Origin of the sequence: Vibrio chemaguriensis, assembly GCF_012275705.1 — a bacterium.
GTDB lineage: Bacteria > Pseudomonadota > Gammaproteobacteria > Enterobacterales > Vibrionaceae > Vibrio > Vibrio diabolicus.
Map to the genome: position 1 here is coordinate 296966 of NZ_SHOE01000003.1, position 21945 is coordinate 318910.

Here is a 21945-nt window from a genome sequence, read left to right on the forward strand (position 1 = left end):
TTTAATTAAGTATAGGGTGGCTGGGGCTTGAAACAAAAAAAAGTCCTGAAAAGTGTTCAGGACTAGGAATAGTTATCACATATCTCATACTTGAAACAGATAACAAGCATTAAGGTTTAAGCGATTTTAGCGACTCAATAGAAATGTCTTGCGAATAGTCGACGTCTTCAAAGTTAAAGCCATTTAGCTTCATAAACTCATCTTTAAAGCCTTGGTAATCACCAACCTCTTTAAAGTTATTCGCGTTCATTTGCTCTAAAAGAGCATGGACTTCTTGTTGTACTTGCGGGTCAAGCTCTAAGTCGTCTATTCGGATTAAGCGTTCGCCGTCAACAGGCACTTTATCTTGATCGTACAATTTAGTGGTAAACAGTCGCTGCATTTGTTCAATACAACGTTCGTGAGTACCTTTTTCCTTCATCACTCGATAAAGTGCTAAAAGGTAGGGACTTAGCGCAGGAATGAACACACTGGCTTTCGTCACCAACGCCTTACACACTGTTGCGTAAGCACCGCCGTCAAAGTTGGCAAGTTTTAGATTCAACGAGTGACTTGTTTGGTGTAAATCGATTTTCGCTCGACCTAACGTACCATCGAGATAGATAGGGTGCGTAACGTCTGGTCCCATGTAAGAAAACGCGATGGTTTTGCAGCCTTGTGCAATCGAGTCGTTATTAATCAGTGTATCAATCCAGCTTTCCCAGTCTTCACCGCCCATCACTTTGATAGTGGCTTCGGCCTCTTCCTCTGTTGCGGGAGTTAAAGTGGTTTCTACCCACTGATCGTTTTCCAGCATAATTGAAGCGCCAGTGACAGGCTCACCAATAGGCTTAATGACGCTACGCCAAAACTCATCAGATTCTGGTTTAGGTCGAACACCCGTCGCTAAGCTATAGATGACTAAATCAACTTCACCTTCAAAGTACGTTTCAATGGCTTCAATCACTTGATTGCGGACAGAGTCAGAGAATGCGTCACCAACAATATTGATGGCGGTACGCCCCGCGTGATTTGCTTCTTGTTTAAAAAAGATGTTGTTATACCAACCCGCACTTCCAACGCCTTTATCTGAAGGCCCGCGCTCGAAGGAGACACCAATGGTATCAGCTTTAGCACCTCCGAAGGTGAGGGCAATACGAGCCGCTAACCCGAAACCAGAGGAAGCACCAATAATCAAAACCCGTTTTGGACCGCTTTTGATCTGCGGGGCGTGTTTTACGTATTCAATTTGCTCTTTAATGGATGCATGACACCCGTATGGGTGAGCAGAGCGAGCAACAACACCTTGAATTAAAGGGTCTATTCGCATGTTGTTATCTATCCTCGATGAGTGGAGTTGAAAATAGATTAACGTAAAGTTAAGTAAAACTTATTGAGCTAGACCATTAAAATTAGAGATGTTTAATTAATTCTTGAGCAACAAAGTCAGCAATCCAAGGCTGTGCATCAGGCTTTGGGTGAAGGCCATCATCCATCATCCACTCGGGTTTGATGACCACATGCTCCAAGAAGAATGGCATCAAGGTAACTTGTTGATGTTGTGCAAGCTTAGGGTAGATATCGTAAAACATATCGCTATAGCGCTTACCATAATTAGGTGGCACTCGAATTTGCATCATGACAACGTCCGCACCTGAATCTTTTATCATGGTAATCATTTTTGAGAGATTCGACGTAATAAGTTTAGGAGGGAAACCTCTTAGGCCATCGTTGGCACCTAACTCAATGAGCACCATATCAGGGCTGTGTTGGGTTAGTAGCTGTGGTAATCGAGCTAAGCCGTTGCCTGTGGTATCGCCAGAAATGCTGGCATTAATAACTGTTACATCTTGACCATGTTCTGACAACGCATCAGGGAGTAAGCTAGGCCAACTCTTTTCGATCGGCATCTGATAGCCCGCGCTCAGGCTATCACCTAAGACAAGTAGCTTTTCGCTCGCATGTGCAGTAGCGGAAAAACAAAAAAATAGAACTAAGGAAAGTATACGAATCATGCAAACACCTGTACTTAATGCACCTATTGTTCAAGCCAATTTGGTTTCTAAACAAGTCTCTACTAATCAAGAGCAATTAACAATCCTCAAAGATGTAAATGTTGACATCAGGAAAGGAGAAAAAATCGCCATCGTCGGTACTTCCGGTGCGGGTAAGTCAACGTTGATGACGTTGTTAGCTGGCCTTGATACACCAACATCAGGTGAAATTACCTTGTTGGGACATGAGTTATCAAAACTTGACGATGAAGCTCGCGCAAAAATTCGAGCTGACTCTCTAGGTTTTGTTTTCCAAAGTTTCTTATTAATCCCGAGCTTGAGTGCATTACGCAATGTCACGCTTCCTTGTCTTTTACGTGGTGAAGCCGAAGATGAAGCAAGAGCAGCCGAATTATTAACCGCTGTTGGATTGGAAAAACGTGTCGATCATCTTCCAAGTCAATTATCTGGTGGTGAACAACAACGTGTCGCGCTAGCACGTGCCTTTATGACACAGCCTGAACTGTTATTCGCAGACGAGCCTACCGGCAATCTTGACCATCAAACCGCAGACAAAGTGATTGAGCTTTTATTCGATCTTAATGAGCAGCATGGAACAACGCTGATATTAGTTACACACGATGGTCACCTAGCAAGTCGATGTGACCGTATTTATCGTATGGAGGCGGGCGAGCTTAAGGAGGCGGTGTAATGTCTGCAGTATCATCAAGCGAAGCAACATCGACAGAAAGAAGCAGTGCAATAAAACACTCGTCAAACAAAAGCCTAATACGTTGGAGTTTCGGCGAAATAAGACAGGGGAACCTTTGGCCTATTAGCGTTGCCCTTATTCTTGTGATTGCGAGCATCTTTGCGCTTTCTGCATTAGCGGAGCGAATGGAGCAGGTGATCGTCAAACAGGGGAAGGATGCATTGACAGCGGATGCGGTGTTTGTGTCTGCTAATCCTATACCTGACACGTTGTTAGCCTCGACTGAAAACCTAGAACGTTCGACGATGACACGATTTGCCACGATGGCATTTAGCGACAATGGTATGCAGTTGATTTCCGTAAGGGCAGTGGACGACAATTACCCTTTAATGGGAGAACTGGTACTAGACAACAACCCATCCGGTCGCGTTAAAGAGAACCAACTCTGGCTTGATGAGCGGATTATGGCTCAACTAGACGTCAAGTCGGGTGACAGCGTCACTATAGGCGATGCCGATTTTACGGTTTCAGGTGCAGTGCTGATGGAACCTGGGTTAAGCTTTAACCCATTTCAACAAATGCCTTCTGCATACATCCATCAAAAAGACGTTGAGAAAACAGGAGCGATTCAAGTCGGGAGTCGAGTTCAATACCGTCTGTTTCTACAAGCCGATGATAAAACACTAAAGAGCTTACAAGATGATACGCAGCTTTCTCCGAGCGATCGCTGGCGCACGCAAGATACTGCCAGTCGTAGCAATGAGGTTTTTGAACGAACAACGCAGTATTTGTCTCTAACTGTTGCGATTGTCATCATTATGGCAGCGACAACATTGGTTCTTACTTGCCAAAACTATGTGAATAGTCGAACACAAACCATTGCGATGCTAAAAAGCCTTGGCGCAAGTCGACGATGGATTGAAAAATGGCTGTTTATTCAAGTCACAATCCTGCTCATTAGCGCCAGTGTCGTTGGGTTATTGTTGGGAAGTGGGCTGGAGTACTTGTTGCGCATTCCACTCAAAGACTTATTACCCGAGCCTCTACCTAGTTACGGCGTCACTCCATATCTAGTGTCGTTTATCTCAGCGGTCCTGATCACCGTTCCTGCCCTTGGCATACCATTGTTGGGTTTGATTAAAACTCCAGCCTTAGAAGTGCTACAGCAGGGTAAAGCACAACGTTCTTGGAAGCGAATGTTGCTCGTTCTAGTCCCCGTTGTTCCATTACTTTTGCTTTATGCTGATAATACCTTAGTTTGGATTGTTCTTATTGGTATTGCAGTACTGTTTGTTGTGCTTGCTGCAGTGAGCGTCGCACTCACAAAATTGTTTGCGCGTATTTCAACACAACCTGCCATGAAGCTTGCGTTGAGTCGTATCAACCGCACGCCAGTAACCAGTGGCCTGCAGTTTGGTGCTTTGGCGTTGTCCTTGATGCTGCTATCTATTATCTGGCTTGTGCGCAGCGATATTCTCGCGGATTGGGAGAGAACCTTACCTGCAGACGCGCCAAATGTCTTCGCATTAAATATTGGTGATTACGAACTCGATAGCTACCTAGAAACCTTAGATAAAAATGGGGTTACACGGTCACAAGCTTATCCAATTATTCGTGGTCGATTGACAGAGATTAATGGTCAAAACGTCAAAGAGATTGAATACGAAGGAGAAGGCTCTGACGCAATACGTCGTGAATTGAACCTTACGTGGGGAGACAGCCTGCCAGAGTATAATGATGTGCTTGCGGGTGAATGGACAAATAAGGGGAGTGTCTCCGTAGAAGCCGATGTAGCAAATGACTTGGGCATCGAACTTGGTGACAAACTGCGCTTTGTTATTAATAGCCAGAACTACGATGCGGTAGTAGATACCATTCGTTATGTTGAATGGCGTGATATGAAGCCTAACTTTTACTTTATTTTCTCATCCGACGTTATGGCTAATCTACCGGGTTCTTACCTCATCAGTTATAGAATTGATGAAGGGAACGAAGCACTATTAACGTCTATGTCTCGATCTCACCCAACGGTATCTGTTTTAGATATTCGTACCATGGGCGAAAAAATCCAGGATTTGATTCAACAAATCGTATCGGCAATCACTATTCTTGCTCTTTTAGGCGTGGTTGCGGGGTTGCTACTTATCTTTACGCTATTGAGATTAAGCTTATCCCAACGTCAGCAGGAGATCCGTTTGTATCGCACATTAGGTTCAAGTAAAAAACGGATCAATACAACTCTGTGGGCCGAATACGGCATTATGGCGTTGATAGCTAGCGGTGTCGCGGTATTCGCTGCCGAAGTTTGTGTTGCCGCGGTAATGATATATGGCTTCGACCTAAACGCACAAATTCACCCCGAATTGTGGATAGCTTTACCACTGGCAACATTTGTTACGTTGGCACTTGTCGTAATGAGTTTGTTGAAAAGATTGTTAACGCCAGTAAACACTTAATCACTGCAAATGTTATTAAATGTGGAACACTCCATGACACTTTTATTTTAGTTATCCACAAAAACAGTGGATAACTTTTGGGATAACTAAATGGGGTAAAAAGTGGGGTGTTTCTGCAGGCTTTGCGCCATGGGTCTTACAGTGAAATTGTTATTCACATAGGCATAAAAAAGTGTCTTCCTAACCATGTCGTCAAGTACTTTTTTTGCAATTTTTTTCTACTTTAACGCACCATAAAGGCGCAGTTGGATATTTCGCAAACCCATGAACTTTTTGTGATTTTAATCAAGCCCAAACACGAGTAGAATCCACCGTTAGTAAAGAATTTTCCTTATAAAATTTTTAGTGAAGCAATGAAGTCTGAGTTTCCAAATTACAAAGATAAGCACATCGCTGTTGTTGGTGGCGGTGTCGCAGGTGCAACAGCAGCAATTCATTTTGCGGAGCTGGGTTTTAAAGTTTCCGTAATAGAGAAGGGCGTATCACTGGTAAATGGTCCGCCCATTTGCCATTTACATGCAGGTGGCAACTTATATCGAGAGATTTCTGAGCAACAATGTTTAGATTTGTTAGCACAATCCATTGATACCGTTCGCCTATATCCGCTTTCACTGAATATTCGCCCGACGATCATTGCAGTCCCTTATTCTGATGGTGGAGACCCATCCGCACTTATTCCTCGACTAGAGGTGGTGAAAAATGCGTATCAAACGCTCGTTGATAAAGATCAAAGCAACAAAGTGCTCGGCGAGCCAAGCGAATACTACAAATTGTATTCAAAAGAGGATCTAGAAGCACTCGCACAATGTACTCAACCAAGTCACCCTGCAACCTTTGATGAGTGGTGTATTCCTTTTGCTCAACATGCTGATCTAGAAGCGCTAAAGTACCCAGTTGTGGCGGTTCAGGAATATGGCTGGAGTGTTTTTCGCCTTGCCGCAATTGCCAATTTAACGTTGAACGCTCTGCCAAACGCCTCAGTATGCACACAAGCAACGCTCAAACAAGCGGACTGGATGGGTAATCACTGGCAACTTGGTTACGAACGAGATGGCATCGATTATCTTATGACATGTGACTACTTGGTCAATGCATGTGGTTTTGAAACAGGATCCATTGACAATACCATCGGTGCCAAGCGTGATAGGTTAGTTGAGTTTAAAGCCGCTTACGTAACCAAGTGGGCAGACTGCCAACAACTGTGGCCAGAAGTTATTTTCCATGGACCGCGTGGAACTGATAAAGGAATGGCTCAACTGACCCCCTATGGTGATGGTTATTTTCAGCTTCACGGCATGACGAAAGGCATTACGCTATTTGAAGATGGCTTAGTTGAGAGTACGCCGTCCTCAGCTCAGCCCGAACTGCCAGTTCCTTTACTCTCAAAGATACGTAACGGTTGGCGAGAAGAAGTCTTAGAAGAACGAACCAATAATGCTATCAAACACATGGCGCAGTTCATTCCCGACTATCACTCTGCTATCAAAGGGGGAAAAGCCCTGTTTGGTGCCCAGCAAATTCCTGGAACGGATCCGGTACTCAGGGCAGCCGATGTGACCTTTGAAGACAACCATTACGCGCGGATAGAAGTGGTAAAAGCGTCATCAACACTACTCGCAGCGCAAAAAATGCTTCAGTTCTGGTTTGATATTGAACCTAACCAAAATGTGGAATCCCAACATCCTGTCGCTGTGCATTGGTCTGAACAAGAAATTGAGCAGTACGCGATTAAACTCACGCAAGAGCGAGACTATCCGCAAGCGTTAGCAGAGCGTTATGGGATGCCGGCATAACCGTTACGTATGGGCTCAGAGGTTGTACTAATATCCAAAAAACTGAGCCCATTGGCACCATACTTCTTGCAAGCCTTGTCTATCTCCTTTCACAAAATTGACTTTTTGCCCGGGTTTCGCCTGTGCCAGCCTTGGCAGGTCAATACGTGCTACACAGCCAAACTTAGGATAGCCACCGATGGTTTGATGGTCGTTGAGCAACACAATGGGATTACCATCGTTAGGAACTTGAATCGATCCTAGCGCAATTCCTTCCGACAGTACGCCTTCGTAAGGCGGTTTGATTTTGTTTCCTTCAAGACGATAGCCCATACGATTTGAATCAGGGGATATGGTGAATGCGTTTCTATAAAAGGCTTGGCGAGCGTCTTCATCAAAGTCCTCATTTTGATAGCCTTCAATCACTCTCAGCTTGATAGGTAAGTTGTAATCCGGCTTAAAGCGAAATGTCATCAGCCTTGGTTTGTGTTTCGGTAAGTTATGAGGAAAAAAGGGAAGAATATCGCCTGCTTTTAAAGCGCCACCATTTGAGTCATAACCACCAAGAAATTCTCTCGTGACTGTAGAGGCACTTCCTAAGTGCTGAGCAATATCGAACCCACCTTTAACCGCAAGATAGGATCGAAGTCCATTTTTTGCGACTCCGAACTGCAGCTTCTGCCCCTTCTTCAACGTAAAGTCAGACCAATTTGAGATAGGCTCACCATCTATTTTTGCATTCAAATCACCACCACATATTGCAAGATGGCAGTTATGTAGTGCGACAAAGCAAGCGTTACCCAAAGTAATTTCAATCGCTGCACAATTGACTACGTTACTAAGTAAATGGTTTGCCCAACTGTAGGCGTAATCATCTACGGGGCCACCTTGAGTCACGCCAATATGCGCTAAGCCAAAACGACCAAAGTCTTGAATCAAAGAAAGTGGCCCTGACTTTTCCACCAGCAATCCAGCGTAACTCATAGAACACCTCCTAACTCGATAAACTTTTGTTTGGAAATGGCATCAAACGTGACCTTGTCACCTACTTCAAACGGTATAAATGGTGGCGTATCAGAGAAAAGGGGAAGCGGGCTTCTACCGATAATGTTCCATCCGCCAGGACTATCTGATGGATAGACGGCCGTTTTAGAGTCTGCGATTCCCACGCTTCCGGCTGGTACTCGCGTTCTTGGTGTAGCTAACCTTGGCATATGTAATTGAGTATCGACATCGGAGAGGAATGCAAACCCTGGAGCAAAACCAATCGCTGAAACCGCATACTCAGCTTGAGTATGTAAGGAAATGAGCACGTCTAGTGATAGTCCACGATCTTGAAAGCGGGACAAATCTAGCGCGGTTTCTTCGGAGTAGTATACGGGAATAGTGATGTGGTTAGGTTGAACAAGGCTGAGCGATTGAGTATCAAACTGACTGATCATTTGATGCAGTTTATGCACTAAATCTTTTTCATTGATTCGAAAAGGCAAGTAATCAATGAGGATGGTTTGATAGGAGGGGACCACGTTCATAATGATTGACGCTAAAGTGTCTTTGATGTTTCGAGCAAGTTCTCCGATCGCATTTTCAGAGATATTCTCGTCAAACTTAATGAAAATACTGCACTCAGAGATCAAAGAGATACTAAATTTCTCTTTATGCATTAATTTCCTCCCGCGTATAGGCTTTGACGGATCTTTTGGATCAGCGCGATCGACTCTTCATTGTCACCATGAACACAAATCGTATCGGCTTCCAGTAAAATGTAGCCGCCAGAAGCGGTTTTGACACGCCCAGAGTCTGCTAACGTACGGACTTGCTCAAGTATCGCATGCTCACTATTTAATACGGCATTAGGCTGTGTCCTAGGTGTAAGTAATCCGTCATCTTGATACAAACGGTCTGCAAATGCTTCAAACAGCAAGGGAACGTCATAATCATCTGCGATTTCTAAGTATTTTTCGTTTTCCTGTGACGCTAGAATCATTAACGGCACTTTGAACAAAGCTGCCGCCTTTACGACTGATCTAAATATCGAATCACTTTTCATCATGTCGTTGTATAACGCGCCATGAGGCTTTATATAGCTAATATCTGTGTATTGAGCCCGACAAAGTGCCTGTAAAGCGCCTACTTGGTATATAACCATGTTAGTAATTTCATCACCCGTCATGTTTATACTGCGCCTGCCGAAGCCTTGGAGGTCGGCGTAGCCCGGGTGTGCTCCAATATCAACATCGTTGTCGTTGGCGAGAGTGATAGTGTCGTGCATGACATTGGGATCGGAAGCATGAAAACCGCACGCGATGTTTGCCATATCAACATGAGGCATAACATCTTCGTCTGCCCCCATAATCCAAGAGCCAAAGCTCTCACCCATGTCACAGTTCAATGTAAGTTGCTGTTTATTCAATGTCATACGTTTTATTTCTACACAAGCAATGGGTTCACGATGCAGGAAAATGCATCTAGGTTCAGTGACTCACTTCATTCTTCTATCATGAGAGCGAGGTTTATGATCTGATGGCTGACGAAAAAGATCACTTTAGTCCATAAAGATGTTGCCGTTATTTGAGTTGATCCGAATTTTAAGGTATTTCGTTCCTTTTCCATCCAATTATTGAGAATTTAAGGTTATTTTGCATTGGCATCGTGTTAATCTTGTCGCCCTTAATGGGTAATAGATTGCATAACAACGCTTCTGTCATTTTTAGTGGTTGTCTGCGACAGGAATACATATGTCATTACGAGCAAAGCTTATTTGGCCAATTTTGGTCTTTATAACGGCTATCTTTGTTATCTCAAAAGGTTATACCTCGTATACTGCATACCAATCGTCTAAGCATGAGTTGGTCGAACAAACGAGAAAGTTGATTAACAATGTTTCTTTCTCAATTAAAGATGCGCTAACGACAAAGAACAAGCAAAAAGCTCAAACTACTCTCATCAACTTTTTAAACCAGCCGAATGTTACGCGGGTCAAACTTTACGACCAAGATGATCAACCTTTCGTTGTTCTTGAAGGAGGTGGGGTATCAGCTCCCGTCCCTAATCAAACTGAAAGAAGCAAGTTACACGCGCTAGGTTATGCCTTATCTGCCAAATTTCTTTATGTTCTAGAGCCAATTATTCACGATGGTCGTGTCATTGGCAGTATGAGGGTTACGCTTTCCCATCGTCCAATCATAGAAGCCCAACAATCTTTACTTCGAGATGGTGCTGTACTTCTTCTGTTGCTGTTCGCTGGTGGCACTATCTTTTACATAAGTATCGATAGGCTTGTTCTCAAACCTGTTATAGAACTGAGTCATACGATAGAGAGTGTGACACACGGACAAAATACGGATACTCAAGTTCGCTATTACTCCAAGGATGAAATTGGAGAACTCGCACATTCCTTCAATCAAATGATGAACAAGTTAACAACACGCGAGAAACAGCGGCAACATTCATTAGAAATGTTAGAACAAAAGCGGGCGTTTTCAGAAGAAGTCATTGAATCTATTCAACATGCATTAGTTATTACCGACAACTTCGGGCGTGTTATTTACTGTAATACTGCGACTCGGCAGATATTTCAAAAAAAGTCAGAGGAACTTGAGCATGCCAATATCCGTGATCTAATTAAAACGAAAACACCGAATGAGCTGAGCCAAATCCTAAGTAGGGGGTTAGAGTGCGATGACATTCACCTCAAAAATGCAGACAACGAACAGCAGTTGAGTTTAACCAGTCGTCGTTTGTCCACACATGGACACTTATTGTTTTCGATTCAAGATATCACCGAAATTGAAGAGGCCATGAGCAGGCAGCGTGTTGCGGGGCGTGTTTTTGAGAGCAGCCAAGATGGCCTCATCGTTCTTAATCATCGAGGTGTTATCACAATGGCTAACCCTGCGGTCACTAAGTTAGTTGGACTAGAGATGGATCAGCTTATTGGGAAGTCATTTATCCAAACACTTAAGTGGCGCAAGTTGCAGGAAATGATGCCTAGCATCATTGAATCGATAGAAAACTACGGGGTATGGCAAGGGGAAGTTATTGAACAGAACCATCTTGGCCAGTTTGTGCCGATGTTTGCAAGGGTTAATCGCATCGTTAAGTGTGAAGACCATGGGTTCTACGACCTGGTCATTGTTCTTACCGATCTTTCTGGCGCAAAAGAGATGGAACGGCTTGAGTACTTAGCTCATCACGATGCATTAACGGGGTTAGCGAATCGCTCTAAGTTCCATTTAGAGTTGGAAGAATTAGTACAACGGTCGGGATACTTACGTGACGAATTTGCGGTGCTTTACCTCGATCTCGATGGTTTTAAAGAGGTTAATGATACCTATGGCCATGACGCAGGTGATGAAGTTCTGAAAAAAGTAGCCGAGCGTCTAACATCTGCGACTCGACATAGTGATTTAATCGCAAGACTTTCGGGTGATGAATTTGTCATGTTGGTTAATCCTGCCAACCAAAAAGTCGTCACCCGAATTGCAGAACAACTGCTCGAAAGCGTATGCACACCAATCAAGTACAAAGGTAACTCGCTCAAGGTTGGCGTTAGCATCGGCGTAAAATTGGTCGGTGTTAATGAGCGAGATGCCACTCGAGTGTTAAAAAGTGCAGATACTGCAATGTATCAAGCTAAAAAAGCCGGAAAAGGCCAAGCAATATTAATGGGATGTGAATTGCAGGAGACAGTTTAAATCGTAACGTCAAAGCTTTAAACTAAACCCATTCGCGTCAGAAGGAATGATAAAATGAAAGTACTTGTTACGGGTGGTATGGGCTATATTGGTAGCCATACATGTATTCAAATGATCGAAGCTGGTATGACGCCAGTGATTCTAGATAACCTGTACAACAGTAAGTCTACGGTCTTAGAGCGCATTGAAAAGGTATGTGGCGTAAAGCCAACCTTCATCCAAGCCGATATCAGAGATAAATCGACAATGGTAGAGGTTCTAAAATCGCACGATATAGAAGCGGTTATCCATTTTGCAGGTTTAAAGGCCGTCGGTGAGTCCGTAGCAAAACCTCTAGAGTATTATGACAACAATGTGAATGGCACTTTGGTATTGGTTGATGCAATGCGCGAAGCTGGAGTTAAATCGTTGGTATTTAGCTCCTCAGCAACTGTCTATGGCGATCCTGCATCTGTTCCAATCACAGAAGACTTTCCAACTAGCGCAACTAACCCTTACGGACGCAGTAAATTAATGGTGGAAGAGTGTTTAACAGACTTCCAAAAGGCGAATCCAGATTGGAGCATCACACTTCTTCGTTACTTTAACCCTGTAGGTTCACATCCAACAGGTGAGTTAGGTGAAGATCCTCAAGGTATTCCAAATAACCTAATGCCGTTTGTTTCTCAAGTTGCGGTGGGCCGCCGAGAGTTCCTCTCTGTATTCGGTAGCGACTACCCAACGAAAGATGGCACCGGCGTGCGTGACTACATTCATGTGATGGACTTATCCGATGGTCACGTCGCTGCTTTGGAAAAAGTAGGTAACAAAGCTGGGCTTCATGTCTACAACCTTGGCACTGGCAATGGCTACAGTGTGCTTGAAATGGTGAAAGCGTTTGAAACCGCAAGTGGTAAAGATGTTCCATACCAACTTGTTGAACGTCGTCCAGGCGATATTGCGGAGTGCTGGGCTGATCCATCAAAAGCAATGAATGAGTTAGGTTGGAAAGCGTCTCGCACTCTAGAAGAAATGACGGGTGATACATGGCGTTGGCAATCTAACAACCCTCAAGGTTATCCAGACGCCTAATTTTGATTTACACAATAATAACAAAAAGACGCATAATTGCGTCTTTTTTGATCCAAATCGGAAAAAATCGTAAATTACTGGTTAAAAGGTAGCAAGTCTATATAGAGCTGTTAAACTATGTCCGACTCTTAATTTGGGTTATAAATTTTCTCATAGCTATTGGGGTAGTTCATGGAACTCGGTCTGATCATCACTTTTATCATTGCAGCAGCAGTAATGGTGAAAAAAGAGATGGCAAAACAGTAAACTTTCATTTTTCATACTTTTCTTTACATTTTTGAAATGAAAGCCATAAAAAAAGCCAGCATTAAGCTGGCTTTTGTGTTTTCGGAGGCTTTAGAACTCGTATTTAGCTGTAATTGACCAGTTCCGCCCAGCTTGAGTCAGATCTTTGTTTTCTGTCTGAAGGTCACGCACATCATTCCAATTGTAGTACTCTTCATCTGTTACGTTGAACATACCTGCTCGCAACGTAAGGTCTTTAATAGGTTTGTAGTACGCGGTGATATCTACAACCGTAGCTGCGGAGATAGGCAACACTTTATCGTCATTTATGTCGCTTTTATCTTTAGATGCGGTGTAGTTAATGGTTAACGTGGTTCCCCAGTTTTGTTCTGAATCGTAATTAAAACCAGCGACAAGGTTCCAAGGGTTAACACTGTTTAGTGGATTATTGTTTCCATCTTCACCTTCCGTATACGCCGCTGCTACACGAGAGCTAAATCCTTCGATTGGCATGAACTTGTTCCACGAAAGTTGGTTTGAAAACTCAATTCCTTTAATTGTCGCTTTGCCAATATTTACGTACTGCAGAATCGCAGGGTCAGTCACAGGAGTCCAAGTGCCAGAGACGGTTTTACTTTCGATGAAGTTGTCGTAATCGCTGTAGAAAACTGACACTTCACTGCTAGAAATGTCATTATTATGTCGCCAACCAAATTCGTACGAAATGCTGTCTTCTGCTTTTAAATCAGGATTTGGCTTAAAAATATAGCCATGCATTGGGTTGCCGAAGGAGTAGTACAACTCTTGGAAATCTGGAGCACGGAAACCTTGGCTGATTTGCGCGAATAAACGATGTTGTTCATTAAGCTTATAAACAGAACCTAAGCGGCCTGTAAATGCAGAATCAGAAAACTTTTTGTAGTCGCTAGCCGCGTTACCACTTGGGTTGCTGCTTGTGTCACCTGGATCGGTTTCAAATGCATCCCACCGTACGCCCGGGGTAATCGTAAAGTTACCTACCGTAATTTCGTCTTGTAAAAAGAGCCCGTAACGACGCTCGCTCGCAGAAGGGATATAGAAAATTTCTTTGTTTCCGCTTGCACTGTTGTACTCTTTGTTAACGTTCTTAATGTCTTTATCACTGAAGGATGCACCGTACACAAAGTAATGCTCTGTACTACCAAGCATGAGATATTTGTCGAACTGAGAATCAAACTGGTAGCCTTCATCCTCGTAGATGTAGTCTTTACGTTGGTTATTCTGACCTTTAACACGATCAGTAATGCCGTTTTCTTCTTTGCTAAGCCAATCTAGTTGCCAGGTAAGGGAGTCCGCTACGGCCGTTTGCATCTCCCAAATATGTTTTATACCAACTTGATATTGTTCTGTTACATCTTCACTTGTTGCATTAGTATAACCGTTGTAAGACTGCTTTCCGTTGCCTTTGTTGCGAATATAATTCCCATTGAACTCAACACGATGTGCATCATTGAGTTGGTACTGAAGCTTAACCAGTAAGTTGTTCGCTTCTGTATCTGCATCTGCTAGATCTCCAAAGTTATCCAGTTCATTGCCGTCGCGACGCGTATAAGCAAGTAAAGATTCCAAGTCGCCAGTTTTGTGCGCTAATGCCACAGATTCACTGAATGTATTGTCTTCGGAAGAGTAGTTGAACTTCGCATGGCCACCAAAGTTACGACCCTTAAGGAAATCAGCCGGATCTTTAGTTTCAAATGCAACAATGCCACCAATTGCGTCAGAACCATGTAGAGACGATGCTGCACCTTTTACAATTTCAACCGCTTTTATTAGGTCGGTATCCACGTTAACGCGAGCAGAGTTAATGAACGTATTCCCTGATTCGAACTGGTTACCTTGAGATACGCCGTCCACAAGAACTTTAATTCGATTGCCTTCGATACCACGGATATTGATACTCTGGACACCTTGGCGAGAGTTTGTCTTAACCGTGACTCCTGGCGTGTACTCAAAGAGGTCATCTAAGCCAGTGACCATGCTTTCTTCGATGTTCTTATCAGTAACGACCGCAACAGAAGCAGCAGTGTCTTCGATTTGGCTATTAGTACGAGTCGCAGTCACGACCACTTCATTGAAGGTTGAATGATCTTCAGCGTAGGCACCTTGGGATAGTGCAATCAGAATAGAGGCTGACAAAATTGTTTTTTTATACATTGGCTTCAATACCTTAGATCCATAATAGGTAACAACAAACGGGATATTAATGGATCTAAATAATAATTACTATCATTACCATTGTCATTTGTGGTTTTATCTTGAGTAGAACTCTTAGGTTATGAGCATTTCTAGTCTTTAGTTATCAGTGTGTTATATTGTTTAACGTTAGTTCTTGATAAGATCATCCAAATACAATCAATGTGACAAAAATCACATTAAGAGAGGCCATGTGCAGAGTCCAATTACGTTAGAAGCGCTCCATATTCTGGATGCCATTGACCGAAGAGGGAGTTTTGCAGCTGCTGCGAATGAGTTAGATAGAGCCCCGTCATCACTGAGTTATCAGATCCAGAAACTCGAGCAAGACTTAGACATCATTATCTTCGATCGCTCTGGCCACAAAGCCCATTTTACTGAAGCAGGAAAGCTCATCCTTGAAAGAGGACGAGCCATTTTACAAGCCAGTGAAAAGTTAGTGAATGATGCAACGTTATTGGCGAATGGCTGGGAACTGGATATTACCATTGCCTTTGATGGCATTATTCCTATATCCAATTTCTTCCCTATGGTTGATGCATTGGCTGAAGTCAGCTCAACACGAGTCAGACTGCAAGAAGAGATCTTGGCTGGTAGCTGGGAATCGCTGAATACAGGTAGAGCGGATTTACTGATTTGCCCATCACTGGATACACTTCCTCAAGAAGTCAAATCAGAAAAAATTGGTAAAATGAGCATGTTTTGGGTAGCGGCAGCTGATCACTATGTTCACAAGCGTAGTGGTAAGTTTGATGAGGCGGCGCGAGAAAAGTACCGGATCATTGCCATTGCAGACACTGCACGCGAACAACCTGCGCTCTCAATTAATATCATTCAAAAACAGCCTCGCTTGACCGTCACCAACTTTACGGCAAAAGTAGATGCGCTCACTGCAGGTTTAGGCATTGGTACGTTACCAAGCCAAATTGCACAACCTTTGATTGATAGTGGCGTATTGAAGCGAATCGAAGGTACAGAAGAGCAGCCGATGGATATTATCTTAGCATGGCGCCGAAATACCATGGGTGAGGCGAAATCCTGGTGTATTCAATACTTGAAAAAGAATTGGAAACTAAAGTAACAACGTAACTTTTACTTCTTAGGTTCCCATTGATTATCGAATGTAAGAAGTAAAAGTCATCGCTAATGCTGAGCTTTTCAATTTAAAGAGAGCACCATATCTGCCGTACCGTCTGCAAACTGGACATCGATCTCAAACCCCAAGTTCTGAGCCAACATCAACATTCCTCTGTTTGTTGGCATGGTCATTCCAGACATTTGCTTTGTGCCTTTAACTTTGCAATAGCTGATTATTTTCTGCATCAGCACTTTGCCTAAACCTTTTCCTTTCAAATCTGAACGAACCAAAATAGCAAACTCAGCGTCACGATTGTCTGGTGTAATCAATGCGCGGGCTACCCCTATGATAGACGGTCCGTCAGTATTAAACGCTACCGCAACAAACGCCATTTCGCGGTCATAGTCGATTTGAGTGAAGTTTGCCAAAGCCTCATGGTTGAACTCACCAACCTCAGAAAAGAAACGCTTATACAGATCTTCTTTCGATACGCTATTAATGAATTGAGCATGCAGCGGCTCATCTTCAGGCAGGATAGGGCGAAGCAGGATAGGTTGGCCATCTCGAAGCGTTACAGTTTCGACAAATTCTGCCGGGAAAGGACGAATCGCCAGACGTTTTTGCGCATCTCCCTCGTATTTACACAGTGTGATGTCCGCATCGAGGATAGTTAAATCGCTTCCCGACACCAATACTGGATGGATATCCAGTCTTTGTATTTCTGGCAACTCAACCGCCATTTGGGAGATACGAACTAAGAATTTCGACAACTCACTAATATCGAGCGCATCTTTGTGTTTCTGCAGGCGAATCTTTCCAGACTTTAAAGCAACAACGACAAGGTAGCGTGCAAGCGTCATGTTCAAAGGAGGAAGTGCAGCGACGGCATCTTGCGCTATATTCCACTCAGAGCCGCCTTGACCAAGCAAGATTACTGGTCCAAACACTTTATCTACTGCAATACTAATCCGTAGCTCTTCAGCGCTACCGAGCTTTGCCATCCCTTGTACCAACAGCCCATGTACATTGGCGGAAGGGTAACTGAGCTTTACGGTATCTAAAATGGATAGCGCTGCGTTGGAAACTTCTCGACTGTTTCTTAAATTTAGAGCGACACCGTGAACATCCGATTTATGAGGAATGTCTGGAGAACGTAATTTAACCGCAACAGGGTATCCAATATTTTCTGCCATATGAACAGCTTCAATGTCGTCAGATGCAATCCACGTAGGCAAAACGTTAAACCCGAACAGCTTAAATAATGGGCTGGTTTGATGCGTATCCAAGGTGACTGTGTTTTTATCCAGTAGTCGTTCATTTACCCATTCTTTTGCAGAACTCACACTTCCAGAGTGCAATGGCTCAGCCGTCGTTGGCGTTTCCATTAATTGCTTCTGGTTTCGGCGATACTCAACCAAGTGCATGTATGCAACAACCGCACTTTCCGGCGTTCGATAGGTTGGAATGCCAGCTTGAGTAAATGCCAGTCGTGCCTCTCTCGACGTTTGTTCTCCTGACCAGTTGGTCAAGATATTAAAATGCTTATGCCGAGGGTGAGCCTTGATCGCCTCAATAACAGCTTGAGCAGTTTCAAGAGGGTCGGAAACCGCTGAAGGACTATGCATAATCAAGATCGCATCTGCACAGTCGTTATTCATCAGTGCGTTAATGGTGTCAATGTAGCGTTTTTTTGTTGCGTCACCAGACAGATCAATCGGATTTCGAGCGCGCCAGTTGGACGGGAGTGCAGTTTGTAATTGCTCAATGGCAGCGTCATCAAGTGTTGCGAGTTGGCCACCACGTTCAATCAAAGTATCAACGGACATAACAGCAGGGCCGCCGCCATTGGTGACGATCGCTAAACGCTCTCCACGAAGTGGCACAGAATGTGTGAGTGTTTCTACCGCAGCGAATAGCTCATGCGTATTGCTGACTCGTAACATACCAGTTCGACGAATGGCAGAATCGTAAATTACATCAAGCGTATCACCATCTTGCTGTTCGAAAGTATTCATCTCTTTAGAGCGGCCCGCTTTTAATACCAATATACGGCGGTTCCGTGAAGCAGCTCGCGCAGCAGACATAAATCGTCGAGCATCCTGGATGTTATCCACATAAAGCAGAATAGCTTCCGTATTCCCATCCATACTTAAGTAATCAAGCAAATCTGCAAAATCGATATCCTGTCCGCGTCCAATCGAAATGAACGAAGAAAAGCCAATATTCTTATCATTTGCCCAGTCTAACACTGTGGTACAAACCGCCGCAGATTGTGAGATGAACGCAATTTTTCCGGGCTTAGCCGCAACAGGAGAAAACGTGCAGTTAAAATTGTGCCAAGGCAAGATAATACCTAAGCTGTTCGGTCCTAAAACTCGAATATTCAATGATGAAATATTTAAAGGCTGAGCGTCATCAGAGATAACAATCGCAAACGGCGTGCCTCTTTCATCTAACTCTTTAAGCAGTTGCTCATTGCGTGAAACGTTCGTACATAAAATCGCAATATCTGGCGTATAGGGTAGGGAAGCCACATCCGGATAGGCTATAACTCCGGATACCGCTTTGTATCGCGGCGTTACTGGCATAATCGCGCCACCAAATCCACTTTGTAGAAGGTTACGCATAACGACATGCCCTGCTCGCAATGCTTTTTGAGATGCCCCAATAACGGCCACAGAGTTGGGTTTAAAGAGTTTATGTAGTTTATTCATGCTGACTCCTAGCCGTTTGCAAGTAACGTTTGCCTATCGGTTTCATATCAATCATAAACGAATAATTTATTGATAAAACGCCTTCAGACCAGACATTGCATAAAATGTGGACGATGCTTATGGAGTTTGTGTTATTCATCACATCAAAATCACAGATTATTGTATTTGATGCTTGATAAACGGCCCTGCTATCGGCATGATTTATCGTAATATTTATCCAGAGCATTTGTTACTTCATGAAAAAAATCGCAATCATCGGCTTGTCAGTCCTGCTTTCTGCTTGTGCATCTGAAACTTACATCACAGACGTAACTTCTGAAAGTTATCGAGAGGACTACAAATCAGATCGTATCTCTAAGCCAATTATGGCGTCTGAAAACGCTGTAGTAGAAAAAGACGTACAACCAACTGTTGTGAAAATGACGGCAAAGCCTGAAGAGAAGAAAGTAGTCAAGCTAACGCCAAAAGAGCAGGCGAAGCCAGTTAAGATCGTACCACCGAGTAAAAAGCAAGCAGGTATTCAACGATTCGGCTATACCATTCAAGTCGCGGCTGTGGGTAGCCAAGCGAAAGTCGATCAGTTTGCAAATAAGCTGCCACAGAACGGTCAGCCAATTTGGGAAAACTACAAAGTCGTCAACGGTACTAAGTGGTTCTCAGTTTTATACGGAGACTACGCAACAAGCGCGGAAGCCAAGCAAGCGATTTCGACTTTGCCTGCTCAATTTCAGCAGTTAAGACCATTTGTTAAAAGCATTGACGCCATTAAAAACTCAGCTTACCCAACGCTTAACAAATTAAACTAACACATCAAATAAGGGAGCGAATAGCTCCCTTATTTATTTGTTCAAATCCTACTCGAACAAAATTCCTCACACTAAAATTACTGTACGTCACACTTCAAAGGTTTATCATAATAAATAGTATCTTTTGTAGGTCACGGAAAGATTGATTCATGATTAAAAATATTCTTCTACTATGCGGCGGCGGCTCTTCTGAGCACGAGATTTCATTATTGTCTGCAAACTTTGTCGAACAACAATTAAATCTTATTGAAGACGTTCACGTTACACGCGTAGAAATTAAAAACGAAGGTTGGATGACCAACCAAGGTGAGTTGGTTTACTTGGATCTCAATACCAAGCAGTTGTGCTCAAGTGAATCTAATCAAACCATCGATTTCATTGTGCCTTGTATACATGGTTTTCCAGGCGAGACAGGTGATATTCAATCTCTGTTTGAAATCGCAGGTATTCCTTACCTTGGTTGCGGGCCAGAAGCAAGTAGCAATAGCTTCAATAAAATCACATCTAAGCTTTGGTACGACGCTATCGGCATTCCCAATACGCCATACTTATTCTTAACGCGCAACGATGAAGAAGCTCATACTCAAGCTCATAAAGCATTTGAAAAGTGGGGAAAAGTCTTTGTCAAAGCCGCTCGTCAAGGGTCATCTGTTGGATGTTACAGCGTCACAGAAAAAGATAAACTTTCCAATGCAGTAAATGATGCGTTTGGGTTTTCTGACCAAGTGTTGGTTGAAAAATCAGTAAAACCACGAGAGCTTGAAGTTGCTGCATATGAGATGAATGGCCAGCTGCACATAACGAAGCCAGGCGAGGTTATTGCACCTGACGGTGCTTTTTACTCGTACGATGAAAAGTACAGCAGTTCAAGTCACTCGCTCACCGAAGTTGAAGCGAAGAATCTAACCCAAGCACAATTAGATGCAATTCAGCACGCATCTGAAAGGGTATTTAAGCAAATGAATCTTCGCCATTTGTCTCGTATCGACTTTTTCTTAACGGAAGATGATGAGATTTACTTAAACGAAGTAAACACATTCCCAGGTATGACTCCTATCTCGATGTTCCCTAAAATGCTTCAAAATAACGGGCACAAATTCCATGAGTTCTTGGAAGATTGTATAAACAGTGCAAAGTGATTAACGTTATCGAGGCGCGTTTTATGATAGAAATTGTTTTCTAGAGCAAGGTTTATTCAAGCCGTATTTGAATATTGCTCAGTAGCAATTATGATTATATCAACGCATTAAACAGATGACTCAGTGGTATGGCGATTTCAAACTATAGAGGTTTTAACCTGCAGTCAGGCGGACCAGATGGCAGTATTTGGAAGGTTAAAATCAAGAACCACGTCTTACAAGGTAGTTTGACGGCGGTAAAGAAAAGCATTGATTGGTGGTGCGATACCGCATCAATTATTGATCCCAAAGAGTTTGCTGCGCTTGGACAAAGAGCGCAGCAAGTTGGTGGTGCAAAATCAGAAGTCTTTAACGGTTATACTATTCAAAATGATACAGGTCAGCCCAACTCTTGGTACTGTATGTTTAATGGTAAACTGATTAAGGGTAGTAAAACTGCTATTCAACGTCATATCGAAGCTTATTTAGTTGCAAAGCAAAAAGCGATGCAAGCTCAACAACAAAAGAAACAATAGAATGACTCTGGTATATTCAACAGAAACCGGTCGAATTAAGCCGGAAGAAGAGAAAACATCTCGCCCCAAAGGCGACGGTATTGTACGAATTCAGCGCCAAACGAAAGGACGTAAAGGTAAAGGTGTATGCATCGTTACAGGTTTAGACTTGGATGATGCACCTTTAAAATTATTAGCTGCAGAACTCAAAAAAGTCTGCGGCTGTGGTGGCTCGGTAAAAGATGGCAATATCGAAATTCAAGGTGATGCTAGAGACAAGATCAAAGCGCATCTTGAAAAGAAAGGCATGACAGTCAAATTAGCCGGTGGCTAATTTACATTCAGGGAAACTCAGAATGGCGTCTAAAAATAGACGCCATTTTTTATTTTAGTAAGTAATACGCTAATTGAAGAACAAGCAATCGCAGATTGATAGATCGATATTAGCTATTTTATGGTAAATAGCCATTATGTTTAATACTCACATTAAAGGCTTTAAATTTCAAATTCACAGGGGAATAGGAGCGCTCATTGGTTACATTTGGCGTACGATCACATTTAATTTAACATAATATA

17 protein-coding genes are annotated in these 21945 nt (G+C 43.2%); 10 read left to right on the forward strand and 7 right to left on the reverse strand.

What is annotated here, in order from left to right; translation table 11 throughout:
* Positions 1-109: 109 nt before the first annotated feature.
* Both fabV and tesA read right to left on the reverse strand, forming a co-directional pair.
* Positions 110-1309, reverse strand: a complete 1200-nt coding sequence (fabV, locus tag EX191_RS05390) for an enoyl-ACP reductase FabV (RefSeq protein ID WP_193447298.1) — start codon at positions 1307-1309, stop codon at positions 110-112.
* 82 nt (positions 1310-1391) lie between these two features.
* Positions 1392-1994 (reverse strand): multifunctional acyl-CoA thioesterase I/protease I/lysophospholipase L1, encoded by a 603-nt coding sequence (gene tesA / locus EX191_RS05395; RefSeq protein WP_005395483.1) that lies wholly within the window; start codon positions 1992-1994, stop codon positions 1392-1394.
* Between tesA and EX191_RS05400 the strand changes: the two genes are divergently transcribed.
* The 3 genes from EX191_RS05400 to EX191_RS05410 all read left to right on the forward strand — a co-directional run bounded on the left by EX191_RS05400 (position 1993) and on the right by EX191_RS05410 (position 6934).
* Positions 1993-2685 carry an ABC transporter ATP-binding protein gene (locus EX191_RS05400; protein WP_193447299.1) on the forward strand — a complete coding sequence of 231 codons (693 nt, stop codon included), beginning with the start codon at positions 1993-1995 and terminating at the stop codon, positions 2683-2685. The genes tesA and EX191_RS05400 overlap by 2 nt on opposite strands.
* Positions 2685-5141 carry an ABC transporter permease gene (locus EX191_RS05405; protein WP_193447300.1) on the forward strand — a complete coding sequence of 819 codons (2457 nt, stop codon included), beginning with the start codon at positions 2685-2687 and terminating at the stop codon, positions 5139-5141. The genes EX191_RS05400 and EX191_RS05405 overlap by 1 nt, the downstream gene beginning before the upstream one ends.
* A 353-nt stretch (positions 5142-5494) precedes the next feature.
* Positions 5495-6934 (forward strand): FAD-dependent oxidoreductase, encoded by a 1440-nt coding sequence (locus EX191_RS05410; protein ID WP_114323729.1) that lies wholly within the window; start codon positions 5495-5497, stop codon positions 6932-6934.
* Positions 6935-6961: 27 nt separating this feature from the next.
* On the opposite strand, the gene EX191_RS05415 is transcribed toward EX191_RS05410, so the two are convergent.
* Genes EX191_RS05415 through EX191_RS05425 form a run of 3 tightly spaced genes read right to left on the reverse strand, consistent with a single transcriptional unit; the run spans position 6962 to position 9332 of the window.
* Positions 6962-7897: a 5-oxoprolinase subunit C family protein gene (locus EX191_RS05415; protein WP_193447301.1), complete on the reverse strand. Its 936-nt coding sequence runs from the start codon at positions 7895-7897 to the stop codon at positions 6962-6964.
* Positions 7894-8577, reverse strand: a complete 684-nt coding sequence (locus EX191_RS05420; RefSeq protein ID WP_193447302.1) for a 5-oxoprolinase subunit B family protein — start codon at positions 8575-8577, stop codon at positions 7894-7896. The genes EX191_RS05415 and EX191_RS05420 overlap by 4 nt, the downstream gene beginning before the upstream one ends.
* Positions 8577-9332: a 5-oxoprolinase subunit PxpA gene (locus EX191_RS05425; protein WP_048625039.1), complete on the reverse strand. Its 756-nt coding sequence runs from the start codon at positions 9330-9332 to the stop codon at positions 8577-8579. Before EX191_RS05425 ends, EX191_RS05420 begins: the two co-directional genes overlap by 1 nt.
* A gap of 319 nt (positions 9333-9651) precedes the next feature.
* Between EX191_RS05425 and EX191_RS05430 the strand changes: the two genes are divergently transcribed.
* Positions 9652-11610, forward strand: a complete 1959-nt coding sequence (locus EX191_RS05430) for a diguanylate cyclase domain-containing protein (protein WP_193447303.1) — start codon at positions 9652-9654, stop codon at positions 11608-11610.
* Between the two features lie 54 nt (positions 11611-11664).
* The gene (gene galE, locus EX191_RS05435; RefSeq protein WP_012842291.1) at positions 11665-12681 is read left to right on the forward strand and encodes a UDP-glucose 4-epimerase GalE; all 1017 of its coding nucleotides are present in this window, start codon (positions 11665-11667) and stop codon (positions 12679-12681) included.
* Between the two features lie 336 nt (positions 12682-13017).
* On the opposite strand, the gene EX191_RS05440 is transcribed toward galE, so the two are convergent.
* On the reverse strand, positions 13018-15099 hold the full coding sequence (locus EX191_RS05440) for a TonB-dependent hemoglobin/transferrin/lactoferrin family receptor (RefSeq protein ID WP_193447304.1): 2082 nt from the start codon (positions 15097-15099) through the stop codon (positions 13018-13020).
* 232 nt (positions 15100-15331) lie between these two features.
* On the opposite strand from EX191_RS05440, the gene EX191_RS05445 reads away from it, so the two are divergent.
* On the forward strand, positions 15332-16219 hold the full coding sequence (locus EX191_RS05445) for a LysR family transcriptional regulator (protein WP_005395465.1): 888 nt from the start codon (positions 15332-15334) through the stop codon (positions 16217-16219).
* Between the two features lie 77 nt (positions 16220-16296).
* Here the strand turns inward: EX191_RS05445 and EX191_RS05450 are convergent, their stop codons facing one another.
* Positions 16297-18930 carry a bifunctional acetate--CoA ligase family protein/GNAT family N-acetyltransferase gene (locus EX191_RS05450; RefSeq protein WP_193447305.1) on the reverse strand — a complete coding sequence of 878 codons (2634 nt, stop codon included), beginning with the start codon at positions 18928-18930 and terminating at the stop codon, positions 16297-16299.
* A 236-nt stretch (positions 18931-19166) separates the two neighbouring features.
* Here EX191_RS05450 and EX191_RS05455 point away from each other — a divergent pair, with 236 nt between their 5' ends.
* The 4 genes from EX191_RS05455 to yciH all read left to right on the forward strand — a co-directional run bounded on the left by EX191_RS05455 (position 19167) and on the right by yciH (position 21703).
* On the forward strand, positions 19167-19736 hold the full coding sequence (locus tag EX191_RS05455; protein ID WP_005390018.1) for an SPOR domain-containing protein: 570 nt from the start codon (positions 19167-19169) through the stop codon (positions 19734-19736).
* A gap of 149 nt (positions 19737-19885) precedes the next feature.
* Positions 19886-20875, forward strand: a complete 990-nt coding sequence (locus EX191_RS05460; protein ID WP_012842287.1) for a D-alanine--D-alanine ligase — start codon at positions 19886-19888, stop codon at positions 20873-20875.
* Between the two features lie 128 nt (positions 20876-21003).
* Positions 21004-21390 (forward strand): DUF3319 domain-containing protein, encoded by a 387-nt coding sequence (locus EX191_RS05465; protein ID WP_005395460.1) that lies wholly within the window; start codon positions 21004-21006, stop codon positions 21388-21390.
* Between the two features lies 1 nt (position 21391).
* Positions 21392-21703: a stress response translation initiation inhibitor YciH gene (gene yciH / locus EX191_RS05470; RefSeq protein ID WP_012842285.1), complete on the forward strand. Its 312-nt coding sequence runs from the start codon at positions 21392-21394 to the stop codon at positions 21701-21703.
* Positions 21704-21945 lie beyond the last annotated feature (242 nt).

Bases quoted from the DNA above. Each gene is read 5' to 3' on its own strand.
- fabV (WP_193447298.1), bottom strand. From the start codon at position 1,309: ATGCGAATAGACCCTTTAATTCAAGGTGTTGTTGCTCGCTCTGCTCAC.
- EX191_RS05460 (WP_012842287.1), top strand. From the start codon at position 19,886: ATGATTAAAAATATTCTTCTACTATGCGGCGGCGGCTCTTCTGAGCAC.
- tesA (WP_005395483.1), bottom strand. From the start codon at position 1,994: ATGATTCGTATACTTTCCTTAGTTCTATTTTTTTGTTTTTCCGCTACT.
- EX191_RS05415 (WP_193447301.1), bottom strand. From the start codon at position 7,897: ATGAGTTACGCTGGATTGCTGGTGGAAAAGTCAGGGCCACTTTCTTTG.
- EX191_RS05400 (WP_193447299.1), top strand. From the start codon at position 1,993: ATGCAAACACCTGTACTTAATGCACCTATTGTTCAAGCCAATTTGGTT.
- galE (WP_012842291.1), top strand. From the start codon at position 11,665: ATGAAAGTACTTGTTACGGGTGGTATGGGCTATATTGGTAGCCATACA.
- EX191_RS05430 (WP_193447303.1), top strand. From the start codon at position 9,652: ATGTCATTACGAGCAAAGCTTATTTGGCCAATTTTGGTCTTTATAACG.
- EX191_RS05410 (WP_114323729.1), top strand. From the start codon at position 5,495: ATGAAGTCTGAGTTTCCAAATTACAAAGATAAGCACATCGCTGTTGTT.
- EX191_RS05465 (WP_005395460.1), top strand. From the start codon at position 21,004: ATGGCGATTTCAAACTATAGAGGTTTTAACCTGCAGTCAGGCGGACCA.
- EX191_RS05455 (WP_005390018.1), top strand. From the start codon at position 19,167: ATGAAAAAAATCGCAATCATCGGCTTGTCAGTCCTGCTTTCTGCTTGT.
- EX191_RS05450 (WP_193447305.1), bottom strand. From the start codon at position 18,930: ATGAATAAACTACATAAACTCTTTAAACCCAACTCTGTGGCCGTTATT.
- EX191_RS05405 (WP_193447300.1), top strand. From the start codon at position 2,685: ATGTCTGCAGTATCATCAAGCGAAGCAACATCGACAGAAAGAAGCAGT.
- yciH (WP_012842285.1), top strand. From the start codon at position 21,392: ATGACTCTGGTATATTCAACAGAAACCGGTCGAATTAAGCCGGAAGAA.
- EX191_RS05420 (WP_193447302.1), bottom strand. From the start codon at position 8,577: ATGCATAAAGAGAAATTTAGTATCTCTTTGATCTCTGAGTGCAGTATT.
- EX191_RS05425 (WP_048625039.1), bottom strand. From the start codon at position 9,332: ATGACATTGAATAAACAGCAACTTACATTGAACTGTGACATGGGTGAG.
- EX191_RS05440 (WP_193447304.1), bottom strand. From the start codon at position 15,099: ATGTATAAAAAAACAATTTTGTCAGCCTCTATTCTGATTGCACTATCC.